This window comes from Mesotoga sp. H07.pep.5.3, from assembly GCF_002752615.1.
In the GTDB taxonomy this organism is placed as follows: domain Bacteria; phylum Thermotogota; class Thermotogae; order Petrotogales; family Kosmotogaceae; genus Mesotoga; species Mesotoga prima.
The window spans coordinates 1-22252 of the sequence record NZ_AYTV01000005.1 but is presented as its reverse complement, the minus strand read 5'-3'; the positions used below and the strand labels follow the sequence as shown (position 1 = coordinate 22252).

At 39.9% G+C, this 22252-nt stretch carries 21 protein-coding genes; 4 read left to right on the top strand and 17 right to left on the bottom strand.

Annotated elements, in window-relative coordinates; genetic code table 11:
* The 8 genes from V513_RS03030 to V513_RS02995 form a co-directional block, all read right to left on the bottom strand.
* On the bottom strand, window positions 1-631 hold a 631-nt coding region (locus tag V513_RS03030; protein WP_143752415.1), incomplete at its 3' end, for a nucleoside hydrolase.
* A gap of 174 nt (window positions 632-805) precedes the next feature.
* On the bottom strand, window positions 806-1903 hold the full coding sequence (locus V513_RS03025; RefSeq protein WP_099771660.1) for a nucleoside hydrolase: 1098 nt from the start codon (window positions 1901-1903) through the stop codon (window positions 806-808).
* Window positions 1904-2064: 161 nt separating this feature from the next.
* On the bottom strand, window positions 2065-3000 hold the full coding sequence (locus V513_RS03020; protein ID WP_099771659.1) for a substrate-binding domain-containing protein: 936 nt from the start codon (window positions 2998-3000) through the stop codon (window positions 2065-2067).
* A 146-nt stretch (window positions 3001-3146) separates the two neighbouring features.
* The gene (locus V513_RS03015; protein ID WP_373561603.1) at window positions 3147-4025 is read right to left on the bottom strand and encodes an ABC transporter permease; all 879 of its coding nucleotides are present in this window, start codon (window positions 4023-4025) and stop codon (window positions 3147-3149) included.
* A gap of 105 nt (window positions 4026-4130) precedes the next feature.
* Complete coding sequence (locus tag V513_RS03010) at window positions 4131-5639, bottom strand: sugar ABC transporter ATP-binding protein (protein WP_099771657.1); 1509 nt, start codon at window positions 5637-5639, stop codon at window positions 4131-4133.
* Window positions 5640-5696: 57 nt separating this feature from the next.
* On the bottom strand, window positions 5697-6680 hold the full coding sequence (locus tag V513_RS03005; RefSeq protein ID WP_180274820.1) for a ribokinase: 984 nt from the start codon (window positions 6678-6680) through the stop codon (window positions 5697-5699).
* A 506-nt stretch (window positions 6681-7186) separates the two neighbouring features.
* Window positions 7187-8191 (bottom strand): LacI family DNA-binding transcriptional regulator, encoded by a 1005-nt coding sequence (locus V513_RS03000; RefSeq protein ID WP_099771655.1) that lies wholly within the window; start codon window positions 8189-8191, stop codon window positions 7187-7189.
* 126 nt (window positions 8192-8317) lie between these two features.
* Window positions 8318-9037 carry a helix-turn-helix transcriptional regulator gene (locus tag V513_RS02995; protein WP_099771654.1) on the bottom strand — a complete coding sequence of 240 codons (720 nt, stop codon included), beginning with the start codon at window positions 9035-9037 and terminating at the stop codon, window positions 8318-8320.
* Between the two features lie 407 nt (window positions 9038-9444).
* Here V513_RS02995 and istA point away from each other — a divergent pair, with 407 nt between their 5' ends.
* Both istA and istB read left to right on the top strand, forming a co-directional pair.
* The gene (gene istA, locus V513_RS02990) at window positions 9445-10905 is read left to right on the top strand and encodes an IS21 family transposase (RefSeq protein WP_099771661.1); all 1461 of its coding nucleotides are present in this window, start codon (window positions 9445-9447) and stop codon (window positions 10903-10905) included.
* Window positions 10902-11624, top strand: coding sequence for an IS21-like element helper ATPase IstB (gene istB / locus V513_RS02985; protein WP_099771653.1), 723 nt, complete (start codon window positions 10902-10904; stop codon window positions 11622-11624). The genes istA and istB overlap by 4 nt, the downstream gene beginning before the upstream one ends.
* Window positions 11625-11993: 369 nt before the next feature.
* Here the strand turns inward: istB and V513_RS14320 are convergent, their stop codons facing one another.
* From V513_RS14320 to V513_RS02950, 8 genes are all read right to left on the bottom strand, one after another.
* On the bottom strand, window positions 11994-12191 hold the full coding sequence (locus tag V513_RS14320) for an SUMF1/EgtB/PvdO family nonheme iron enzyme (RefSeq protein WP_143752416.1): 198 nt from the start codon (window positions 12189-12191) through the stop codon (window positions 11994-11996).
* 556 nt (window positions 12192-12747) lie between these two features.
* Entirely contained in the window at window positions 12748-14265 is a 1518-nt protein-coding gene (locus tag V513_RS02980; RefSeq protein WP_099771652.1) for a hypothetical protein, read from the bottom strand.
* A gap of 5 nt (window positions 14266-14270) precedes the next feature.
* On the bottom strand, window positions 14271-15113 hold the full coding sequence (locus V513_RS02975; RefSeq protein WP_099771651.1) for a ParA family protein: 843 nt from the start codon (window positions 15111-15113) through the stop codon (window positions 14271-14273).
* Between the two features lie 384 nt (window positions 15114-15497).
* Window positions 15498-16103 carry a JAB domain-containing protein gene (locus tag V513_RS02970; protein WP_099771650.1) on the bottom strand — a complete coding sequence of 202 codons (606 nt, stop codon included), beginning with the start codon at window positions 16101-16103 and terminating at the stop codon, window positions 15498-15500.
* 315 nt (window positions 16104-16418) lie between these two features.
* Window positions 16419-17540 carry a hypothetical protein gene (locus V513_RS02965; protein ID WP_099771649.1) on the bottom strand — a complete coding sequence of 374 codons (1122 nt, stop codon included), beginning with the start codon at window positions 17538-17540 and terminating at the stop codon, window positions 16419-16421.
* A 147-nt stretch (window positions 17541-17687) separates the two neighbouring features.
* A complete protein-coding gene (locus V513_RS02960; RefSeq protein ID WP_099771648.1) occupies window positions 17688-18557 on the bottom strand; it encodes an LAGLIDADG family homing endonuclease in 870 nt (289 codons plus the stop codon).
* 434 nt (window positions 18558-18991) lie between these two features.
* Complete coding sequence (locus tag V513_RS02955; protein ID WP_099771647.1) at window positions 18992-19522, bottom strand: hypothetical protein; 531 nt, start codon at window positions 19520-19522, stop codon at window positions 18992-18994.
* A gap of 162 nt (window positions 19523-19684) precedes the next feature.
* Window positions 19685-19864, bottom strand: coding sequence for a hypothetical protein (locus V513_RS02950; RefSeq protein WP_099771646.1), 180 nt, complete (start codon window positions 19862-19864; stop codon window positions 19685-19687).
* Window positions 19865-20451: 587 nt separating this feature from the next.
* Here V513_RS02950 and V513_RS02940 point away from each other — a divergent pair.
* Complete coding sequence (locus V513_RS02940) at window positions 20452-20748, top strand: WGR domain-containing protein (protein ID WP_099771644.1); 297 nt, start codon at window positions 20452-20454, stop codon at window positions 20746-20748.
* A gap of 91 nt (window positions 20749-20839) precedes the next feature.
* Window positions 20840-21433, top strand: coding sequence for a site-specific integrase (locus V513_RS02935; protein WP_099771643.1), 594 nt, complete (start codon window positions 20840-20842; stop codon window positions 21431-21433).
* 343 nt (window positions 21434-21776) lie between these two features.
* Here the strand turns inward: V513_RS02935 and V513_RS02930 are convergent.
* Window positions 21777-22252: nucleoside hydrolase (locus V513_RS02930; protein WP_180274819.1), on the bottom strand; the 476-nt coding region annotated here is incomplete at its 5' end.

The following is a 22252-nucleotide window of genomic DNA, read 5'->3' as shown; positions in this document are numbered from 1 at the left end:
GTGTCGTGTTACCAGGGATGTCCCACGCAGAAGACATGAAATGTATTTCCTTAACAAGCGGTACTATTCCCGGATCCAACAATATCGCAGCCGCTATGTTTGTCATCGATCCGATCGCCACAATTATTACTTCATTGGGATTTTCTCTTATAGTCTCTATCATCCATGTCACGCCATGCTCTTCCTGAACTGGGGTTACAGGATTCCCGCAGCGAGGAACTCCTGGATCTGCGAGGTAAGCTTCATAAGATTCCGGATCGGGATTTGACTTGGTAGCGTTACGCCCAAGGAAAGTACTTTCCCATGCCGCGTAATCTTTATTAGTTACGCGATATGCATTTATCGGATAGGGGCAGCCCATGAAGACAGGAATTTCGTCCGCTTTACCTATAAGCTCAAGCTGTCTTATTCCCGCAGCAGCCTCTATCGCCACGTAGTTGTGAGCATAGTTGGTAACTACACCAAGCAAATCAATATTTGGAGCATTTGCCAGCATTACCATACAGATACCATCATCAAAACCAAAGACCATATCCGTATCTAGAATTACTTTCTGCTTTTCTGCACTAAACGCAAAAACAGCAAGAACCGCTAACAGAAGAACTACTAGTAACCCTTTTCTGATGCCCATACTTCTTTCCTCCTTGTTTAGAGTAGAAGTGTCATAAAGGCAATCTACCCCTTTCTAGAATTTTGTTAAAAAGAACTCACAAAATTCTCTGTTTCTCTTATCAATACTAAAACCCCACTATTTTGGAATAAAAAAAACAACTGGGGGGGACTGTCCCCCCCAGTAATAAACCAATCAATACTTATAGGAGCGCATTGCATCAATAAATACGTTCCAGAACAGATCTTCGTGGAGCTCGTACACAACCTCTATCAACTGAGAATTCGCAGGGAAGTTCTCTGGATTGTCAAAATCTCTGTTTCTAGATTCGTGGAAGCCGAGACTTCTGCCATAGTTCGGACCGTAGTAGTAATCGACGTAAACGTATCGCAATTCCTTGGTTTTTACTATGCTAGGATCAACAAAGTAAGCACCAACCATGACATCCCAAACGAAAGAAGTTCTGTTTGGGTCACTTTCGAATCTGCTTGTATGGCTCTGCTTGAACATATCAATTACTGGACCTTCTGCGCCGGGGGCTATAATTCTGTCAAATTCATTCTTGGTGTAGAAAGTAATTTCGCAAACGTCCAGTGGGAACATGACCTGTCTCTTCCATGGGGTGCTTATTGCTATATGGGCAGCTTCCGGGTCAAACCAGAAGTTAAATTCTGCTGCAGTGTTTGTGTTACCGCGGATGTCTATCGCTCCACCCATATAGAAGACCTGTTTTACTAGAGGGACTACGTCGGGATGTTCTCTGACAAGCAGCGCAAGATTTGTACAGGCCCCAAGCTCAATTATGGTGACTTCACCGGGGTACTTCCTGATCTGTTCTGCCATGAAGTCAACTGCAGTAATACCCTCGAGCGGTTTTGTGCTAGGAACTTTACCCCAAACCTCTAAATCTTCCCAACTTTCCGGTCTCTGTCTGGAATAGGCACCCATGTACTCCACATTACCCCAGATCTTCTGCTCTGCATCAAGCCAAGACTGTCTGCTTCCCATCAAAGGTTCAGCAGCACCTGGAATTACAGGAATATCGGTTCTGCCAATCAATTCAAGATCTCTTAAAGCATTGGCGATTCCATTCTCAAGCCACACATTTCCTGGGGCGATTGTAATGCCTAGTAGTTCGACCTCAGGATGTGCAAGAAGAATGAACAATGCTTGAGCGTCATCACCAAATGATCCAAAGTCAGTATCAAGGATGACCTTCTGTGTTCCTAAAGTGGCTACCGCACTCACTAAAAACACTACCAACAGGATTCCTGTTATAATTTTCCTATTCACTACTCACTACCTCCTTATTAAAAACATTGGGGTTCAGTACTTGTTTCAAAAGAACTGTGGTGTAATGAAACAACTTCGTTTTAGAACTGAGATTCCATATCGGGGGACTTCGCTACAAGTCCCCCCGTTTTTGCTAAAACACTTAAATCCCTAAAAGGGGATTACCACCTTTCACCGGTCAACAACGCTTTGTCAACACAAGAAAGCGGAACCATGAACTGATCAGGGAGTTCCTCTCCTGCTATTGCTTTAAGAGCATATTCAATACCGTAGTAACCCATCAGGTAAGGATTCTGCTCGACTGTTGCATGCATTGTACCTTCGAGAATAGCTGCCTGTGCGGCGTCGAGGTTATCATAAGAAGTAACGTAAATTTCTCCTGTTTTCCCAGCTGCTTCGATTGCCTGAATTGCACCGAGAGCCATCATATCGTTTGCACAGAACAGACCGTCTATATCTGGATGGGCCTGAAGAATGTTACTGAAAACGTTCAATGCCTGTTCAGTTTCCCAGTTTGCTGTTTGCATAGCAACTATTTCGAGACCGGGGAAGAGTTCTACAACGTTCAAGAAGCCTCTCTTTCTACCTTCAGCATTCTCAACACCCGGAATTCCTTCCAACATTGCAACCTTTCCGCTTCCACCAAGTAGAGCGGCAAGGTAAGCTGTTGCAAGCTGACCACCAATGGTGTTATCCGCACTGATGAAGATCTCGACATCAAGTCCACCAGCTTCTGCAGCGACTGGATCAATCGCGTTGTCAATGTTGATAATATGAATACCAGCCTTCTGAGCTTCTGCGAGTGCTGGAACAACCGCTTTGGAGTCGATTGGAGCAATTACGATTGCATCGACTTGCTGAGTTGTCATGTCCTGGATCAGTGAGATCTGCTGCATAATTGACGTTTCGAGTTCAGCAGAAACAACTGTCAGATCAACACCAAAATCCTTGGCAGCCTGAACTGCCCCATCCTTCATCGTAAGGAAGAATGGATTTGTTAGTGTTTTCATTATTAGGGCTATTCTTGGAGCTGCGACAGAGACTACGGAAAGCATCAAAATCAACAAAATAGCCACTAACACTTTGGTTCTTCTCATTGAAATACCTCCTTTTTTGTTCCTACTCAGCCTACAAAAACTGAGTTTGGGATTGGTCCTTTTCCTCTTGCTTGCTTACTTAAGAACATAGAGCCATTTATATCAATATCAATAGAACAAATGAATCCCTGAACGCAAACCCAAATCTACGCCTTATTCCGCATTCTATCAATGAGAACTGCCCCTACAATGACTGTTCCGATCAATACCTGTTGAATGTACGACGAAATATTAAGAAGATTTAGTCCGTTTCTCAAAACTCCCATTATAAGAGCGCCCAAAACTGTTCCCCATATCGTTCCAACTCCTCCAGAAAGGCTTGTTCCACCAATTACAGCCGCAGCAATCGCATCAAGTTCATATCCGACTCCCGCTATAGGCTGTGCCGAATTGAGTCTAGCGGTAAGGATAGTACCGCCAACTGCGTAAGTTATACCCGCAATCATGTAAGTTATTACAATCATAAGGGTAACTTTTACACCGGCAAGTCTAGCAGCTTCGGAATTTCCACCGATTGCATATACATATCTTCCAAAGCGGGTTTGACTTAGAGAATACTGCGCCACAATAACCACAACCGATGCAATAACAACGGGCATCGGTATGAACCAGAGATACCCTATCCCAAAGAAGTTAAGAAAACTCTTGGGAAAAACATAGATACTCTGCCCGCCTGTTATTATCAAAGACAAGCCTCTTGCTGCACTCATCATTCCAAGTGTCGCCACAAAGGCCGGCACCCTTCCTTTAGATACCAATAACCCGTTGATTATACCGGTAAGCGCTCCAACAAGCACGGCCATCAAGAAGGCAAGCGGAATCGGCACATTCGCTTTAAGCATGGTCCCGAGGGTCACTCCTGTTAAAGCAACAACAGAGCCAACACCCAGGTCAATTCCTCCTGTTAGAATTACCATGGTAACACCAACAGCAACTGTAATATTTATCGAGGTTTGGAGAAGTACATTCAAGAGGTTCCTAGATGTCAAGAAAACCGGAGAAAGAAAGGACATAACTATTCCCATAGCTAAAAGAATAACTATGATGACAAAATACTGCGATACCAGTAAATCTCTAAATGAACTCTTGCCAATCTGCTTACTATCGGAACTTACATCAACATTAGACATCTAGTTTAATCCCCCTTCTCCGAGAGCTAGCTGCATAACGAATTCCTGGGTTGCTTGCTCTCTTTCAACCTCTCCTGCAATAATTCCTTCGCGCATGATTATTATTCTGTCGCACAATCCCAAGATTTCCGGGAGTTCAGAAGAAACAACAATAACTCCTATACCGTCAGCAACAAGTCTATTTATTAGATCGTATATTTCTGACTTAGCTCCAACATCAATTCCTCTTGTTGGCTCGTCAAAAATCAGCAATTTTGATTCAGAGAACAGGCTTTTCGCCAAAACACATTTCTGCTGATTGCCCCCACTTAAAAATTTAACCAATCTACGAATGCTGGGTGTTTTTATGCTTAATTCTTCCTTATAACGGTTAACTGCCTCTCTTTCTTTTTTCCCAGATATTTTTAAGACACTCGAAATCCGTTCTAGTTTTGGAAGAGTTATATTTTGGCAAACAGACATTTGCAAGATTAATCCTTGATCCTTACGGTTTTCTGGAAGAAGGTACATCCCTGATGCAATCAATTTTGACGGGGCATTCTTCTTAATTTTCTCACCATCAAACCAAATCATGCCTTCATCATATGGATCCGCGCCGAAAATAGCTCTCATAACTTCCGTTCGTCCTGAACCGACTAATCCAGAAAAGCCAAGCACCTCACCTTGGTATAAGGAAAAGCTGATGTTTTCAAATACTCCTTTTCTGCTCAGACTGGAGACCTTTAGAATTTCCTTTCCCTTTTCGGTTTTAACCTTCGGTATCCAATCCTCAAGCTTTCGCCCAACCATAAGAGCAACAAGCTCATTCCTGGAAACCTCATTTGTACTTTCTAAAGTCCGTACTTTAGTGCCATCACGCAATATCGTTATCCGATCTCCAATTTCAAATATTTCATCAAGACGGTGAGATATATAAACAATACTCACCCCGTTTTCCTTAAGGTATCTAATTACATCAAACAGTTTATCAACCTCATCACCCGATAAGGCTGCTGTGGGTTCGTCCATAATGATTATTTTTGCACCACTGGATAGAGCCTTACTGATTTCCACGACTTGCTGCTGGGCAACTGTTAATGAACTGATTTTCGCGGCGGGTGAAATATTAACTCCCAATTTGCTCAAATATTCTTTCGATTGCTCCCTCATTTTTGCTTTGTCAATCATTCCCCGCTTCTTAAATGACTTTTCTGAACCCAGGAATATATTCGCCGCAACTGATAAATTTGGACAGAGATTGAATTCTTGATATATTGTTGCGAAGCCGAGCTCATGTGCCTTCCCGGGAGAATCTAACACCACTGGTTCTCCATCAATTGTGATGGTTCCTGAATCTTCTCTTAAAGCCCCACTCAAAATTTTTATAAGCGTCGATTTACCTGCTCCGTTCTCCCCCAAAATACAATGTACTTCGGATTTCCGCAGATCAAAATCAACACCCTTAAGTGCTTGTACACCAGGAAATGACTTACTAATATTTTTCATTACCAAAAAAGGTTTCTGATCCATTTTGTTCCCTCACTTAACCTTCTTTTTCGATTCGGAAAGAACCCAATTTCTTTCTATCTATTTTTTATGGAGATATTGGACGTACTGTAGATAACTTTCTGTATCATCCAAATCTACTAGTTCTGGTTGATTTTCACTCAGCTTGCTCTTCAACTTCCGAACTTCTAATCCTGTTGGCATTGCTGAAGATGTACCTTCACTCATTGTACTTATTCCTGAAGCTAAAACAGCAAATTTAACGGCATCTCTTATATTTTCTCCACTTTCAAGTGCAACAGCCAGCGCTGAATTGAAACTATCCCCAGCACCAGTTGTATCTACAACCTCAAGCCCCTCAATTGGGAAAACAAAAAAACTCTCTGTATCAGAGAAGTATGCGCATCCGTTTTCTCCGAGTTTCAGAATGAGATTACTTCCTATACTCCTCTGGAAAAGGCGAGCGGCCTCTATCATCTCCTCTAATGATTTGTATTGTCTTCCTGAAAGAATAGAGAACTCACTTTCATTAGGCGTTAAGTAGGTCGCTTTTTCAATGCCTTCAAGCATAATAGGAACTGCAGGCGCAGGATCGAAAATTATAGGGCACTTATTTCCGTACTTTTCCAAAATATACAGATTTGTGCTCCATGGAATTTCCCCCTGAAGAAGAATAAGATCGGCTTTCGACAATATATGGGAATTTTGATCTATAAAGTCCTTATTAAGAGATCCGTTAGCTCCGGGATATATAATGATTCTATTGACGCCTAAATCATCAACTTCAATAAATGCCTGTCCAGAAAAATCGTCGGGACGATTTGCAAAAAGCGATATGTCGAATTCCGAAAGCTTATTAGAAAGAAAACCTCCTGCCCAATCATTCCCGAGAGAAGTCAAAAAACAACACTTAGAATTCAATTTTGCTACACCTATAGCCTGATTCGCGCCTTTTCCTCCTAGATACTGTTGCAAAAGACTCGCACTAGAGGTTTCGCCCTCTCTGGTCAAATGGTGCACCTTCAAAACTATATCGAAATTTGTACTTCCAACAACTACTATCATCTGCTCACTTCCTGAAATTAACGGCATTAGATACAATCATTCAAGAAAAGGTTTTCATAAGCTCTGCAAATCAAATCTACCTGCATTCTTCTTCGCTTGATTTGTCTAAGAATCGACCAGAACTATGAAAAGGTTTTCAGAAGCATCCCCCAAAAAATAGAATTTGTAACCTTAAAGATTGTGCACATTTATACTAGCATAATTGGCTTTAGATAAAGAACTCCAAATTTGCGTCTCCATAGCCCCCTGATTGCAAATAACCACGATTAGCCGTGATTATATCGATATTGTTCATGTTTTCGGTATACAAACCTCTTATAAGCTCTCGAATATTAACTTTTCCGGAAGATACGAAAGACTTAAAATGAGCTATTTGGATGGATTAATCCATGTGAGTAGATTGAATGTAAGATATCAATTAAGATGAAGAATCACAGATTTTTTGTAGGTTCGATAGATTGTTTACTGAACAGTAGTTTAATACTTTTTCGTTGAAGCGACCACACTCAAGCTTTAAGCTTCTTATTAGGAGCATTTGTGGACTTTCTCACAATCAAACTGACAGGAAGCACTTTTGTAACTGGTCTCTTCCTCTTGCCGAAAATAAACTCAAGAAGAAGCTTAGCTCCGGTAGCTCCAAGTTCATAGGAAGATTGTTGAACGGTAGTAAGAGGGGGGTCATAATGTGCTGCCAGAAAATTGTCATCGAATCCCGTAACAGATATATCTTGCGGAACTTTCAAACCTTTTTTGATGCATGAATCAATGACACCAAAAGCTAGCAGATCGTTTCCACAAATAATTATGCTGGGTAATGGGAATTTCTCTGAAAGACTTTCAAATGAACTTACTCCACCTTCGTACGAAAAAGTTGAACTCTCGTAAACTACAGAAATGTCTGGATGAGTTTCTTCAAACTCTTTGATTGCTTCTAATCTTTCCCTCGCACTAGAAATCCCTGATTCTCCACCAATATACCAATAATCTCTATGCCCCAGGGAATAAGCAAGTTCTGCAATACTCTTCATTCCGGTTATATTATCACTTATCACAGACGAGAAACGCCCATCTTCAGTTCTGTCTAAAAAGACAACTGGTATATTTGTTGACTCAATAATCTTTATGACCTTTTGACTTTCACCGGCGTGCATGAAAAGTAATCCATCAACTCTCTTACTAAGTAAGTTGTTTACTTCTTCAATTTCCAAGCTTATATTTCCGTCTGAGTTGTAAATCATGGGTGTTATTCCCGCTTTGTGAAGAATGTCGCCTGCACCTCTTATTACACTTGGAAAGAATGGATTTGTTATATCTGGTATTATTACTCCAACAGTTGAAGTAGTCATATTTCTTAGGCCTCGAGCAAGATCATTCGGTTTGTATCCAAGGATTTTAACCGCTTCAAGGACCTTCTTACGCTTTATTTCCGATACTTTCGCACTTTTGTTTATTACTCTAGAGACTGTCGATATTGAAACGCCCGCTCGTTTAGCTACTTCCTTTATTCCCATTTTGGTACACCTCTGTTGAACTAATAAACAAAATCAATTATATTTATAATTCACCAATTTTAATCATTCTCATGTAAGTATAACAGTTAATTACAGTTAAAACAGGAGTGTTTTACGATGCTGCTGTCATCCAAAAAGGTTCCCGCTTGTTCTTCTACCTCTAGTTGATATATGCAGCTTGCCACCTAATGCTTCAGAGATTGCGTTCATAGATTTGAACGAAGGGTTATGCTTTCCAATTTCCAATAGGGCAATTGTGCTTGAGGGAATTCCTGAAACTTCACTTAGTTTCGTTTGAGAGTATTTGCGCTTAATGCGCAAATCAATGATCTCATTAACGAAGTCGTATAAGGAACCTAGCTGATTTTCAGCTTTTTGGAAGCCCTCACAATTTTTCAACAATTCAAATAGTTCTTTATACTTGAATATTTCAGAGGCTTCTTTTTTAGACGATGAGTTTATGGAAACTTTTATACTTCTTTCTAGACGCCTCTCCGATTCTTCTAAAAGTTTCTGAATTGCATTTCTATTTGTATTCTCCAAGAAATCCAATAAGAAAATCGTCTTGCTAGTACGGTAGGCTCCCATAACGAAAATTGGGGTTGTCTCAAGAACAGCTGAACGATCTCTATATTCAAAAATGTAAATCCGATTATGATTGACGATGTATCTACTTACCCATTCTGCTGTAATTCCTCTTCCTCCCAGCAATCTTTCAAAGAAGAATTTAATAATTCTATGGGTGGCTTCATAATCTTGCGTATATAGTTGCTCAAGCAATTTGATGAAGTCGTTTCTACTAGGTCCCAAAGAAACAGAATATCCTTTCCAGAGTACGAAATTCATAGTCTCTCCTTTCAAATAAATATCTGATTGCTACGTAAATAGATCGTACTCCATAAGTACCTATTGATCAACAGTTCGTAAATCCTCCCAAAGAATATCCTCGTGTTATTGTTTGATACTTTATTCACTTATTGGGCTCTAGGAAACAGAGCTGAAAAAACTCTTGTATTATTCTGATGACTCAAATACATCAAACCCATATATAAAATTTGACAAAATAATGAAACTATGTAATACCTTGGGTGTAATGTGTGTTATGAAATTTGCTATAAGTGTTTCTGGCAAAATAGAAATACATAGAACGGACAAATAAAAATACATAAGAGTCATTGCCAGCGATCCGGGGAAAGAATACCCTTTAGTTGTGACCAAACAATTAGAGGGGAGATAAGGAGTGGATGCTAACAATGACTCAAGCACATCATATCAAATATCTGTACGAAGTAGAGAACAAATCCCTGAATTCAATCTCAAAGGAAACTGGTTTTGACTTTAGAACTGTTAAGAAGTATGTTGAAAAGCAAGACTGGAACGAAAGGCAGACAAGGAATAAACCTTCGAAGATAGAGTCAGTTAAAGAGATCATAGATGGGATTCTGATCCAAGACATGAAGCATCCCAGAAAGCAAAGACACACAGCAGTAAGAATATACCAAAGACTCCTGGAAGAATATCCTGACAAACTTCAGGTAAAGGAAAGGACCGTGAGAAGATACGTTTCTCAGAAAAAGAAGGAGCTTTACGGTCAGATGGGATACCTTCCTCTCAAACATCCCGGAGGAGAAGCCCAGGCAGATTTCGGAGAAGTACTGGTCATTGAAAAAGGCAAAGAGAAGAAGTTCTACACATTCAACCTGTCTTTCCCGTTCAGTAATTCCTCATATGTTCAGCTTTTTAAGAGTACAAACACCGAATCACTTCTTACAGGGCTGAAAGTTGTTTTCGAGTATATGGACAGGGTACCGAAAGTAATCTGGTTCGACAACCTCTCCAGTGCCGTAATAAGCATACTTAAGAACGGGGAGAGAGTGCTGACGGATAGATTTCAGAGGTTTGCCCTTCATTATGGATTCAAGGCAAGCTTTTGTAATCCCAATAGCGGTCATGAGAAAGGCAACATTGAAAACAAAGTCGGCTACAACAGGAGGAACTTCTTCGTTCCCATTCCAAGTTTCGACTCGATTGAAGATTTCAACAGAGAACTCTTGAAAGTCTCGGACGAAGACATGAGGAGGAACCACTACAAGAAAGATGTTCTCATCTCGAAACTCTTTGAAGAAGAGCGGGATAGGATGAACGAACTACCTGTCACACCGTTCGAAGTCTCGAAACTGCTTAGCGTAAAGGCAAACAAATACGGGATAGTCACCTTCGAGAAGAACAGGTACTCTACTGCACCGGAACTATCCTTGAGAGAGTTATGGTTAAGGGCAGACGCTTTCACAGTAACGATACTGGACGAGAGATACGAAAGGGTCGTAACTCATGCGAGGTTGTACGGAGAGAAGCAGGAAGCATTCAATTGGTATCTTTATCTGCCGACGATAGTAAAAAGGCCGAATGCGTTGAAATACGTGGCCTTCTACGACCAGCTACCAGTTCAATGGAAAGAGTTCTTTGAAAGAAGCGATAGAGAAGGTAAGAAAGCCGGATTAAAGTTACTGAGCAAGATGTTGAGCGAGAGCGATATGGCCACTGCAACGAGGGCACTTATTGAAAGCGATGGAGAGATCGATTCAATACTTGTCACTTACCACCGTCTCACTCAGCCTCAGATAGGAGAAGTATCGCTCTCTGAAGACATACCTCAACTGAACTATGAAGCGGACCTAAGTGTATATGACGGCTTACTTGGAAGTGCAAAATGAAGGAACTCATATCCGACTACTGCAAGAAGCTAAGACTTGGGAAAAGCATAGTCACTAACTATCTGGAAATTGAAGCGAAAAGTCACGAAGAGTTTCTGGTGAAGCTTCTTCAACTGGAGGTAGAGAACAGAAACACTGCAAGAAAGAACCGGTACCTGAAGCAGGCGAAGTTCGAGATAGTAAAGAGCTTCGAGGGATATGATTTCGAGAATGTTCAGATACCGGAGAGCATAACGGTCGAAGCCCTTAAGAATGGAGAGTTCATTGAGAGAGAAGAGAACCTCATCTTGTACGGACCCGTAGGTACTGGAAAAACTCATCTGGCAACTGCCGTGGGTGTTCAGGCCTGTTCGAAGGAGAAGAAGGTCAGGTTCTTCAGGACAGTTACTCTCGTTAACGAACTCATCCAGGCCAAAGAAGAAGGGAGACTTGGCAGATTACTCAAGCAACTAAACAAACTCGACCTTCTAATATGTGACGAGTGGGGATACATACCTCTTGACAGAGAAGGCTCGCAACTGCTCTTCCAATTGATCGCAGACTGTTATGAGAAAAGGAGCGTGATAATAACCACAAATCTTGAATTCAGCAAGTGGAACGGCATATTCTACGACGACAAACTGACAAGCGCAATAATTGACAGACTAGTTCATCATTGTCATTTGATCGTTTTCACAGGAAGAAGTTACAGATTGGAGCACTCTAACATTAGAGGCTAAACAGTTAATCCCGGGTTCTGAATTTTTATCTGGCCAAGTACTGTATTTACTAGTTGCCAAAAACATATAAGCAATCTGGTTTCTTCACTCGATTGCTTATTTGTTAACTACGAAGAAAGTTTAAGTAGTTTTCACTAATAGGAACACAAATCTCGTTCTATATTTTCCTGATTCTAGCTCTCATTCCTCCAGCCTCGCGCGCATAAAGGCGTCTTCGGGACCGGAGATGGGTAGTCCAAAGGAACCGTTATTATCCTGAAGGACATAGAACCTCCAGTCTCTCCTGAGTCTCCTCGCGCTCGCGGGCTACTCAGTGCCCGGCGCTAGAAGCCTTACCAAAGGGTAAGAATGTAAAAGGCTATAGTGTAATCAGGGCACCGTCCTTGCAATACGAAAACCCACGTTACTACCCACGTCATCAGGGGCAAAGCCGCCGCGATCCACTACCCGCGAATCCATCACATTGCTGCTCCAACCACCACCACGAACTACCCGGTAGGAACCAGGTGTATAGTTATACGGAGGGGATTTATATTTGCATTTAAAATAACGCTGTACCTGTTCCAGGTATACCTATTTGAGGAATACCTTCTTTCGGTATACCAATTTTTGATATAGCAATTTCTGATAGACCAGATTTTGCTATATCAAATTTTGGTATGCCGACTTTTCCAGGCGGTAATTGATGATTAGTTCGAAATACGCTTCTACAAAGGATAATTAGCCAATAAAGCGACAAATAAACAAACCGATTTACGCGCGCGTATTATGACTAATCTTAGAAGAACAGAAGACAGGAATAGAATCTCATAGTCCGAAGCTTGATTTATAGATAAACAATAGCAAGAACAATAAATTTAAAAAGATGGAAAAAGCACAAAAGAACGCTTCTTTAAGTTTTTTTTAAATACTCCAGGGATCGCCGTCAGACCTAGCCCATTTGGGGTTTATATCAGCAGGTCAAAATTAGAAGTTATAAACAGCTATAATTGTTGTTCTAAAACACTAATAGAAGCTTTGGAAAAAACATTGCAATTTTCTCGGATTGATAACTCAAAGCGCGATCGGGTTAATATGAAGCAACTCATTAATGACAAGACGCGTTGTTATAAGAAAACTTGATTCATCCTATTAGGTCATCCGAAGGTCTACGCGATTTAAAACCATTTTTTGCCAAGAATTCTTCGGTTGCTTTTGGCGTAAAAACGAAGAACTCTATAATTTCTTTCCTAACCTTTTCAATGTTATTGGCATTAACCTCTTTTACTTCAGTAATACCAGGAAAGGCCTTAACCAAATCATGGATATCTTTAGCTCCAAACAAAGCTACTTTTTGAGGATCCTCACATAGGCGCGAACAAGTCCCCAACTCCTCCAAACATTTGTCATGCTCATTAATGGTAAGATTCAAGTCCCAACCTTCGTTTAATGCTTTTTCCAAGAAGACCCATTTATTCTTTGTAGCCTTTGCAGCAGTATAATTTATTGCTTCAATAACCGTTTCTTCCACTTTTTGAGCTCTTGCAGGTATTTTGTTGCCGTACGTCGTGTCTGAAAACATCTTTGCAAGAGAAAATATGAACTTCTTTGACATTTGTTGAGTATCAAATCCCTTCAACTTAGCAAACACAAGTATTTGCTTTAGAGAACTGTACGATGAAAAATACAACAGCTGTTTTCCTACTGATGTTCCATCTATGGAACTTTCTTCCATAGATAACCCATTATTCTGTTTGTCAGTTAGTTTATATATATTTTTACTTACTAACATAACATACATATAGGGATCCATAGACTTTTCTTCCATAGAACGAATAGCAAACAAATGATTGATAAGTGCTTTAGTTTGAATATTAAGTGATTTGGCTATAATGAAATTATCTAATGCCTTTTCGATAGAAGCTTTACTCTTATTCGTCTTGCTTAGAGACAGCTTGTGATCAATCCAACCCTTTTGTACCAAAGACTGGACAGTTTTCCCAGCCCACTTGTATGAAATGTTGAGATGGGACTTGATATCGCTATTAGTAATTGTAACTATATGAGAGCTCTCCAGAAGGGCGCGATCAAAGATGTGTTCTAAGACTAATTTTTCATTTGCGTTTAGTCCAGTTTGACTTCTAACAAACGTCGGAAAATTTCTCAATGTGTATAATGCAATTTGCCAGTCGAGCGTTAGATTAGAGGGATCATCTAGGGAATGTTGTTCTATAGACGTATGTTCATGTATGGAACGTTCTACTATAGACGGTTGTTCCTGTGCTGCATTATGTTCCATAGACGTATGTTCCATAGACTGATCTTCTATAGACGTTGATTCTACACTAGACACTACATCTATAGACGTTGATTCCATAGTAGTATGTTCCATAGAACTATCTTCCATAGAGGGTTTATCAAATACATTCTTTGAATCGCCATCAGGTTTTTTTGTTTTAACTCGTTTATCATCTATATTAGTGGGTTTAGAATCAGGAGTTTCAGACTTGGGGACTCCCCAAATGGATGCTACATCCTTCTCATATGATTCAGCTTTTGAGAGTAGACGTGCTTGTTCAACCCCGATCTGATTAACATTCTCACTCGAGTGGAGAATCTCGTCCAAAGTTGTATCCTTCTTTTTCTTTTTTTTGTCTGTCATTACATTCATCCCTTATGGAAAACAACAGGGTTTTCGATACGATTAAATAGCTCACCAAGTAGATCAATGAGTATATTTCGATGGTCAACAGCAATGTTGTGAAGTAAATTCCTGCGAGCAGCTATGTTCTCCACCATTCGTGATGACGTGGGAATTATAGTATCAAAAGAGAAACTGTCGTATTCCTTCTGAATTGCCTTTAGTAAAGAGGTTTGAAGTCGATAGCGCTTATCATACGCGTTAACTAACAGTCCAAGCACATTCAATCCTGGGTTTTGACTCTTCTTTGCTGTAACTAGAAATGTAAGCATGTTGCTGACGCCTAAAAGAGCATGTTTCGTTAGGGTCAGAGGAATGAGGATATTGTCGGCTGCGACAACAGCATTTTGAGTAAAAATACCGAGTGATGGAGGTGTATCAATAATTATTAGGCCATAATTGTCTCTTACCCTATCAATCGCATCCTTCAGTCTCGTTCTTCCGTCAATCTGAGAGGGAAGCGTGTTGCTTATGCTTTCTAGTTTAATCGAAGACGGTACTACAACAATATTCTTATGCTTAGGAGAAGCTTGCAGGAGAGATAACCCGCTAGTGGTTTCAATGACTGAGGGATTCTCATACAATTCAAGAATATTTACGGGTACTTCAACAGGGTCAATACCAAGAGCTTCGGTTGTGTTAGCCTGAGGATCAGTATCGACAACAAGAATAGGTAATTTGCGCATGCTTTGGGGAAGTTTACTTGCATCGTTTTTCTGTAACCATGTAATAGTGCTAGCTACAGCAAGAGTCACAAGTGTTTTTCCAACTCCACCTTTATTATTTGCAATAGTTAATACAATGCCCATACTGAAGACCCTCCATCCCGCAATCTATGCTTTCAGTGGAAGTATATCACAAACCATTAGATATACATAACTGTTTATGATAATACGCAAACGTAGTGCTTAAAGAGCACACGGAAGATCAACAAACAAAATATTCGTTGTTTGAATAATTATAATATCATCAAATGTGAGGTAATCATCACAAACAATGAACGAAGGACTTGGTTTCATATCAATAAGAAAAGGAAATACGCCTGTAGAAAAGCGGAGTAGATCGATTTAAGGAGGAAGAAGCAAATAGCACATTCTGTGATAAAGGGAAACAATTCAATGATAGTTAACTTAAGGATATCTATGGATGTGTATTCTATAGTTGTATAGTCTATAGTTCTATGGACTTTTAATCTATAGATTGCTGTCAGCTTCTTTTGCCAGAATAGTTTCTTCAAGGGCTAACATATCAATAATCCTATCATCTTCAAATGAGTATAGAGAACCTTTTGCAAGGATTACGTGATCCACCATTCTGATACCCAGAATCTTACCAGCTTCTCTAATTGCATTGGTTGTAGTCTTGTCTTCTTCAGAAGGCGAAGGATCACCGCAAGGATGGTTATGCACCAGTATGACACCTGCGGCGGATCTCAGTATTGCAGGTCTGAATACTTCCCTTGGATGACATATACAGCTGTCCAGGATTCCTAAACTTACAAGGTCAATTCCAACAATATTCAGCTTCGTACTGAGAGATACAACTTTCATCATCTCTTGATCCAAACTAATCATGTCATGACATGCCCAATAGACCGATTCAGGCCGTTCAACACGATTATGGTGGATTTGACTCCTCATGTACTCCGGATAAAACCTGTTCATCAAATCGATCAAAGATTTGACAATGCAACCTGTTTCAGTTTCTAGATCAAACTCTTTCAATAGCATCTCACTTCTTACAGTGGAAAGGTCCTTCAAATACTCACCGACAATCTGTAGATCGTTTCTACTAAGCATAACAAACGCCTCCTAAAAATGGATTGACCTCACCAAAGTGAGGCCTAGTGAGTTTTTACGCCTTAGAAGGGGGTGGGGCTAAAATCTCACGACCCTATCTACAAGGCCAGAAACGCACATACTGGTATAGCCGCGGAAGCGCCTACATTTAGCTAATCAAGATTTTGGAGCTTATTAGGAAGCATTGGAGGCATAAAAAAACGGCCCCAAAGAAAGCCGCTAAAGTTAAAGGTCAAATAAACATTTATAGCAGATAGATTTAGTACATTTTAATCAATGAACACTTACCTGAGTATCAACTAATTATGTATACGTCTATGCAGCGATAACAGGCATTATATGCTGATTATAAATGATATTGTTGACAACTGGCATGGATAAAAGATTAGGCAATTTTATGTTGATTACAAAGTAACCTGTTTCATACTCTGAACGCGCGACTTGCCTGTTATAATACGCATTAATGGCGTAATACAACATATCCATATCGTCGGATGACAGATACTTAATATTGTGTTTATACTCATTGCAGCCATTTACTGAAAACAGCGAGTTATAGGTCTTCTTATCATTGTTGCCATAGACAGATGGAGTAAACGATGTTTTGAACACCTTGCTACCTAAAGAAGCGGAAAGGTTGTTTTCAATATTGTACAGCTCACATTTTTCTCTTGGATTGTTGTAGTCAACTGAAAGCGCAATGGCACAAAACGCGCGTGGTCTCTTTCTTTTGGCATCATAATATTTGCTATCAAAATTGGGATAACTATAGTAGTAATTGTCTTTTGCTGTCAATTTGAATACGCGTCTGAAGGCATCAAGTAATTCTTTCTGGTTAATTATTTTTCGGTCATCCTGGTATAAAGCACCAACCAAATGGTAGTGCAAGGTCCCGTTATAACTTTTTCCCTTAGCTGTACTTGGAACCAGAATTGATTTGAGATCATACCCTTCAGCCTTGAATCTTTTGGTAGTATGAGTAATAAAACTCTTGGCATTCTCGAAACTGGATTTAAGGTTGAATTTTTCATTGTGCAGAATTTTTTCGACAGGTTTGAAATTAATAGCAAAGTTAGGCTGTAAGTAATAAGCAGTCTGCATCGCTTTTTCTATTTCGTTGTAAGAATGATAATAATAGTTCGTGGCCAACCTTTTCATTGCAGAATAAGGTACGAAATGTTCAAGGTACTTCTTTTTACGCGCGCCACAATATTCAATCTGAAGTTTATCGCTCCAGGAACTCTTACCAATTGAAAAAGCCAAAGTTGCGTCTTCAATGAAACACAAACTGGACTTTTCTGAACGCGTCAAAGGCGGTCTGGATATGTTGAGTGCGCGATCTCCATCAGTTACCGTTACTCTGTAGACGTTCAGGTTTACCATTTGTTGTAGTTCGACAAATATACTTCTCAAATCAGAATGCTTTTTCGGCACCAATACCGGATCACCTTCTTTTATTTTATAATTAAGTATACCATTCAATTAGCGGTCAAAATGATTATAAATGTCGACTTTAATAAAGTCCGATAATCTCTATAAAAGCTAACCACAACACATTTTACTGAATTAAGATAATAATAATTTTTATACCAATTCCAATGATTTCAACTTTCGCGCGCGTTTCTCCTTTTCCTTGTTGTCCATGAGAGTTTTTATTTCTAAGTATTTATCATGCTTCCGATTTAGATAAATGGTAGCGTCATTGTAGATATAATCTGCAAACTTGACGCATTCAGCTTGTTTCATAATCCGAATAAAATGGTGGCCTTTTTTGTCAGTCTTATGTCTATGTTCAACGCCAATTTTTGAGAGCACTTCGCTGAGCCCCTCACACATCATTTTTGTCCCGTAATAACTTATCGTAAAGCCCTTTTTCTTGCTTATTGAAATACAGCCATCCCCATCGATTAATCCTCTAATGAAATGAGGCTCAAGGTCTTCCGTGAGCCACTCTGGCCAGGTGCGCGAGTAGGTCATATTTCCGCAAATACCAAGCGCAGCAATTTGTAGGCTGACAGTTTTGTTGTAGATGGCAAGTCTATATAAAGTCTGTGCATTTTCTCCCGCATAGCTATTCGCTGAGTTTTTCATAGCAACAATTCTGGCATTGGAACCTATTACTTCCCGTATTTTTATAAGTACATCAACACTATCTGCAGCAACATCGATCTTTGCCGTATAGCGTGGTAGATAATTGGAACCATCGGAGTAGAACCAGCCCATAGTATAGGCTTTCTCTTGAGTGTCTATTTTTTCGAAAAAGGACTCATCTGTTGTGTATTTTCTTTTTTTGACTTTTCTTTCACGGCCCTGGAGGCCCAATTCTTGCGTTAAGTGCGAGTATACTGTAGATTTGCTTATCCCGAGGGATTTTGCTATTTCACTTGCCTTGACACCATCTTTGTGCATTTGCACAATTTCATCAATTTCCTGTCTGGAGAGAATTCTTTTCAATTACAGTTACCTCCAATAAATTGCTAGATTTAGTTCCTTTATTAGAGATAACAAGTCTTCGTCTGTGGGATACAGGGGCTCTTGAAAATAGTTGTATTCAGCTATTCATGGCATATAAAGTGATTTATACATAAATGGAAAGGAATATCTTATTCGTCGAGAGATTCTTTTAGCCAAATAGAAACTTGCTGTATAGCGTCATAAAGAATTGAGTCCTTAAAAGGAGTCTTTTCTTAAGCAAACTGAAGCAAATGCTGATGAGCAACAACTCCTTGAAAATAGTTTTGCGATAATCAAATTGGAATATGGTAGCGTTTTGTGAAGCCAAACAAACTACGTTAGATAACAGTAAAAACGCTTCAAGGTCCGAATTGTGATAGTAATCATATGCTTTAAAAATGGCTAGAAGGTAGTTTTTGCGCGTATTCTAATAACTACTTCCAATATGAAAGGTAGTAGTCCATAATAATACTATAAAAATTGCTGCTTATACTTTTATACGATCTTTCCCTGAATTTTATTACCGGATATTTATCCGGATAGTTTGCAACCGCTATCAACCACATCACTTCACCCGGATCGATTATGGCCGCTATTTTATGCTCATAGTCTTTGATGTCAAAAAAGGAATCACACATTACTCCGTCTACTTCAAAGTGGCCTGGATATACAATCATTGCCTCATAACTAACATTAGCTATCATTAGCATCAAGCCGGCATTTCCCCCTGCAAACATATCTGTCTTGTGCCCTTCTATGGCGATACCACCGCTAAAATATCCTGAATCAATGAATACTTCTGGAATAGGTATAATAAGACCCATACATTCGCTGTCTTTGAAAACCAAAGCATCTGTTGATTTAATATAGTCCATATACTGATCAACAACCTCCGGCATACTCGGCGCCGCAACACCAATTAAAGCAATTAGAATCACCAACAAGCTTATTGTCGTCTTTTTCATTTAACGACCTCCTTCTCTTTATATACTAGTTTTAATGGATTGACTTGAGTTGGCTAATCTATTTATAATTAAGAATAAAGCAGGATTGTTGATAAGCGCTTTATGGATTATTGAAACCCTAAGTAATAGTTTTAATTAGGTATAATCGATAAATTTCTGTTCTTACTTGACCTTAAATGCGTCAGGCCACCCGCCATACTGCTCGATAACAACATCTATCTCATTCATTATTTTGATAGTTTCCTTTATGGCAACTATAATTTTCTGATAGTGAATAATATCTTCATCTGAAAGTGTGCGCCCCTTTCTGTCCTTAGCCTTGATGATTTCCTTTTTCTCCATTCCTTATGGTAACATTTATTTGGGCCTCTTTTCTGGTTCTTAGTCAATTCAATGCTACCACCATTGAATCTTTTGGAGACCCTCCTTTTCGAGACATCCTATTTGAATGGCCAAAACACAGAAATGAGGCTAATTTGACAAGGAGATCAGCTTGAATTTCAACAAAAGTGTTCTTGCTAAAATTGGGTTTATACTGATTTTCATAGGAATTCTTCTTCTCCTTATCTGGGTTGCAAAATATTATGACCCCCGTAGCCCATTGAAGTGGCCCCAAGTATGGAAATGATTCATAGACTCTTTTCGTACCTTCTAACCGAATACCATTCAGTTGGTTGCGTAAGAGCAATAGTGGTATAAAGGTTCTATCTTCATTGTCGATCCACATGAAGAGAGCCGAAAAACAATCTTCCCCAATTTAACAAAAGGCTATTATGTTAAATTCATCTATTCTCTCCAATGCCACTACCAGTAAAGGCTTCAATCGGATCTCTTCCTCCGATGCTATCTCTCTTCAGTTTTGTATTGTACTTAATATGTGATAATATCTAGTTATGTTAAATTATTGAATTACGACACGGAGGCCTCAAATGCCATCGGTTTACCTGGAAAAAGTGATGCCCGAGAACAATATGAAGAGATTCTATTTCATAAGTGACGAACATCAATATACCTTTACGGGGTACCCGGTTACTATCATTTTTGGCAGGATCTTCGAGCGCGCCACATTCGTGACCAAAATATTTCCGAGCGAATCTATGGCTACCAGATACTTGCGAAAGCAGCTCAGGATAAGGCATAGACACAATTATTCGGTGGTTAGACCGAGATATTTGAGGGATAGGCAAGACTCCAAACCGGTCCAGCTCGGGCTATTTCCCTTTTAATCGGCCCATTCTGCGTTTTTGGTGTTGCTAATACATATATGAAGGTCCGGGGAAAGAAAATGCGTCAGAGAGCGTTTTACGAGGTGATGTTATGAAGGAAGTCCAGCCGATACGAGATACGAAGAAAATCGATGCGATGAAGTCCATTATGAAGGGTGAATCCAACTACCGGGACCTGCTTTTGTTCGTTTTGGGAATAAATACAGGCCTTCGTATTTCAGATATCCTTGCACTCAAGTGGAGCAGCTTAATAAACGGTGGAGGTAGACTTCTGAAGGCCGGAGATCAGTTGAATGTAGTCGAGATAAAAACTAAGAAGATAAAAAGCTTTATGATAAACAGGTCAGTCGCGGAAGCTTTGAAACTCTACTACGATGCCCTGGCAAATGTGAACCCTGATGACCCAGTTTTCTCATCCCGCAAGACAGATGACGGCTCTCTGCAACCAATTACTCGCATAGCCGCCTGGCAGATGCTCAACAGGTACGCCAATATGGTGGGATTGAATGAGGGGATAGGTACGCATACACTTCGTAAGACCTTCGGTTATCACCTGTATAAGAAGGGTGTGGCCTTGGAGTACATTCAGAAGATGCTTAACCATTCTTCACCGGCTATTACCCTAAGGTATATTGGGATAACACAGGAGCAGTTAAATGATATCTATGTGGAGCTGAATCTTTAGCTAATATATTAGACTCCCGGATTTATTTCCATTTTTTATGTTTATCCTCATTTTGAATTGACACAATCAAATCATCTTCGTTAAATACTCAATACATACAGCAAACAGCCGACAATCAAAATAAACTGCCGGCTGTTTTCCAAAAGGAGGGTTGCAAGGTAAAAACGTCTGCTTTGTCTGGCTTTACTTGCTTCATGAACGGATCAATAAACGAAACTGAAACTAATGATCTTAAAGAACGTGAGGCTTAAATGAATAGAATGAAGAAACACATTATCTTAAGCCTCACTGAACATCAATCAATCGGTTAACGATTTAAACCTCTCAATAATTACTGTTCAAATTACCATTCTGGATTAACTGGATCTTCCGGAACCATCGTTACTAGTTCAACGAAAAGATCCCAGAATCTTTCTTCGTCCATCTTCCATAGAATATCTGCCTTCTGTGTCCCAGGTGCCTGTGTTCCTTCGCGTTTCCAGCTTACTGTTCTACCATAGTTGAGGCCGTAGTTTGTATCTACGTCTACCCAGCGTGTCTGAATTTCTGTGAACAGCGTTGGATCGATGACGTATGCAGCACTTAGCAAATCCCAAATACTGACTTCTCTGTCAGGATTTTCTTCAAACCTTGCACCATACATTTCATCCAACATTCTGGTTATAGGTGTGTTTGCAAGCTTTATCTGGTCGTGGGTTTCCTTTCTGTACTTATAGTACTGATCAACGTCCAAGGAATTGAACACCATTCTGTTCCATGGAGCTCGGTATACAGCGTGGGCAGCTTCAGGGTCATACCAGATGTTGTATTCAGCTGCAG

What these genes read in the sequence shown, in the direction of transcription:
- V513_RS03020 (WP_099771659.1), bottom strand. Translation starts at nt 3,000, where the DNA reads ATGAGAAGAACCAAAGTGTTAGTGGCTATTTTGTTGATTTTGATGCTT.
- V513_RS03015 (WP_373561603.1), bottom strand. Translation starts at nt 4,025, where the DNA reads ATGGGAATAGTTATGTCCTTTCTTTCTCCGGTTTTCTTGACATCTAGG.
- V513_RS03010 (WP_099771657.1), bottom strand. Translation starts at nt 5,639, where the DNA reads ATGGATCAGAAACCTTTTTTGGTAATGAAAAATATTAGTAAGTCATTT.
- V513_RS03005 (WP_180274820.1), bottom strand. Translation starts at nt 6,680, where the DNA reads ATGATAGTAGTTGTTGGAAGTACAAATTTCGATATAGTTTTGAAGGTG.
- V513_RS03000 (WP_099771655.1), bottom strand. Translation starts at nt 8,191, where the DNA reads ATGGGAATAAAGGAAGTAGCTAAACGAGCGGGCGTTTCAATATCGACA.
- V513_RS02995 (WP_099771654.1), bottom strand. Translation starts at nt 9,037, where the DNA reads ATGAATTTCGTACTCTGGAAAGGATATTCTGTTTCTTTGGGACCTAGT.
- istA (WP_099771661.1), top strand. Translation starts at nt 9,445, where the DNA reads ATGACTCAAGCACATCATATCAAATATCTGTACGAAGTAGAGAACAAA.
- istB (WP_099771653.1), top strand. Translation starts at nt 10,902, where the DNA reads ATGAAGGAACTCATATCCGACTACTGCAAGAAGCTAAGACTTGGGAAA.
- V513_RS02980 (WP_099771652.1), bottom strand. Translation starts at nt 14,265, where the DNA reads ATGACAGACAAAAAAAAGAAAAAGAAGGATACAACTTTGGACGAGATT.
- V513_RS02975 (WP_099771651.1), bottom strand. Translation starts at nt 15,113, where the DNA reads ATGGGCATTGTATTAACTATTGCAAATAATAAAGGTGGAGTTGGAAAA.
- V513_RS02970 (WP_099771650.1), bottom strand. Translation starts at nt 16,103, where the DNA reads ATGCTTAGTAGAAACGATCTACAGATTGTCGGTGAGTATTTGAAGGAC.
- V513_RS02955 (WP_099771647.1), bottom strand. Translation starts at nt 19,522, where the DNA reads ATGAAAAAGACGACAATAAGCTTGTTGGTGATTCTAATTGCTTTAATT.
- V513_RS02950 (WP_099771646.1), bottom strand. Translation starts at nt 19,864, where the DNA reads ATGGAGAAAAAGGAAATCATCAAGGCTAAGGACAGAAAGGGGCGCACA.
- V513_RS02940 (WP_099771644.1), top strand. Translation starts at nt 20,452, where the DNA reads ATGCCATCGGTTTACCTGGAAAAAGTGATGCCCGAGAACAATATGAAG.
- V513_RS02935 (WP_099771643.1), top strand. Translation starts at nt 20,840, where the DNA reads ATGAAGGAAGTCCAGCCGATACGAGATACGAAGAAAATCGATGCGATG.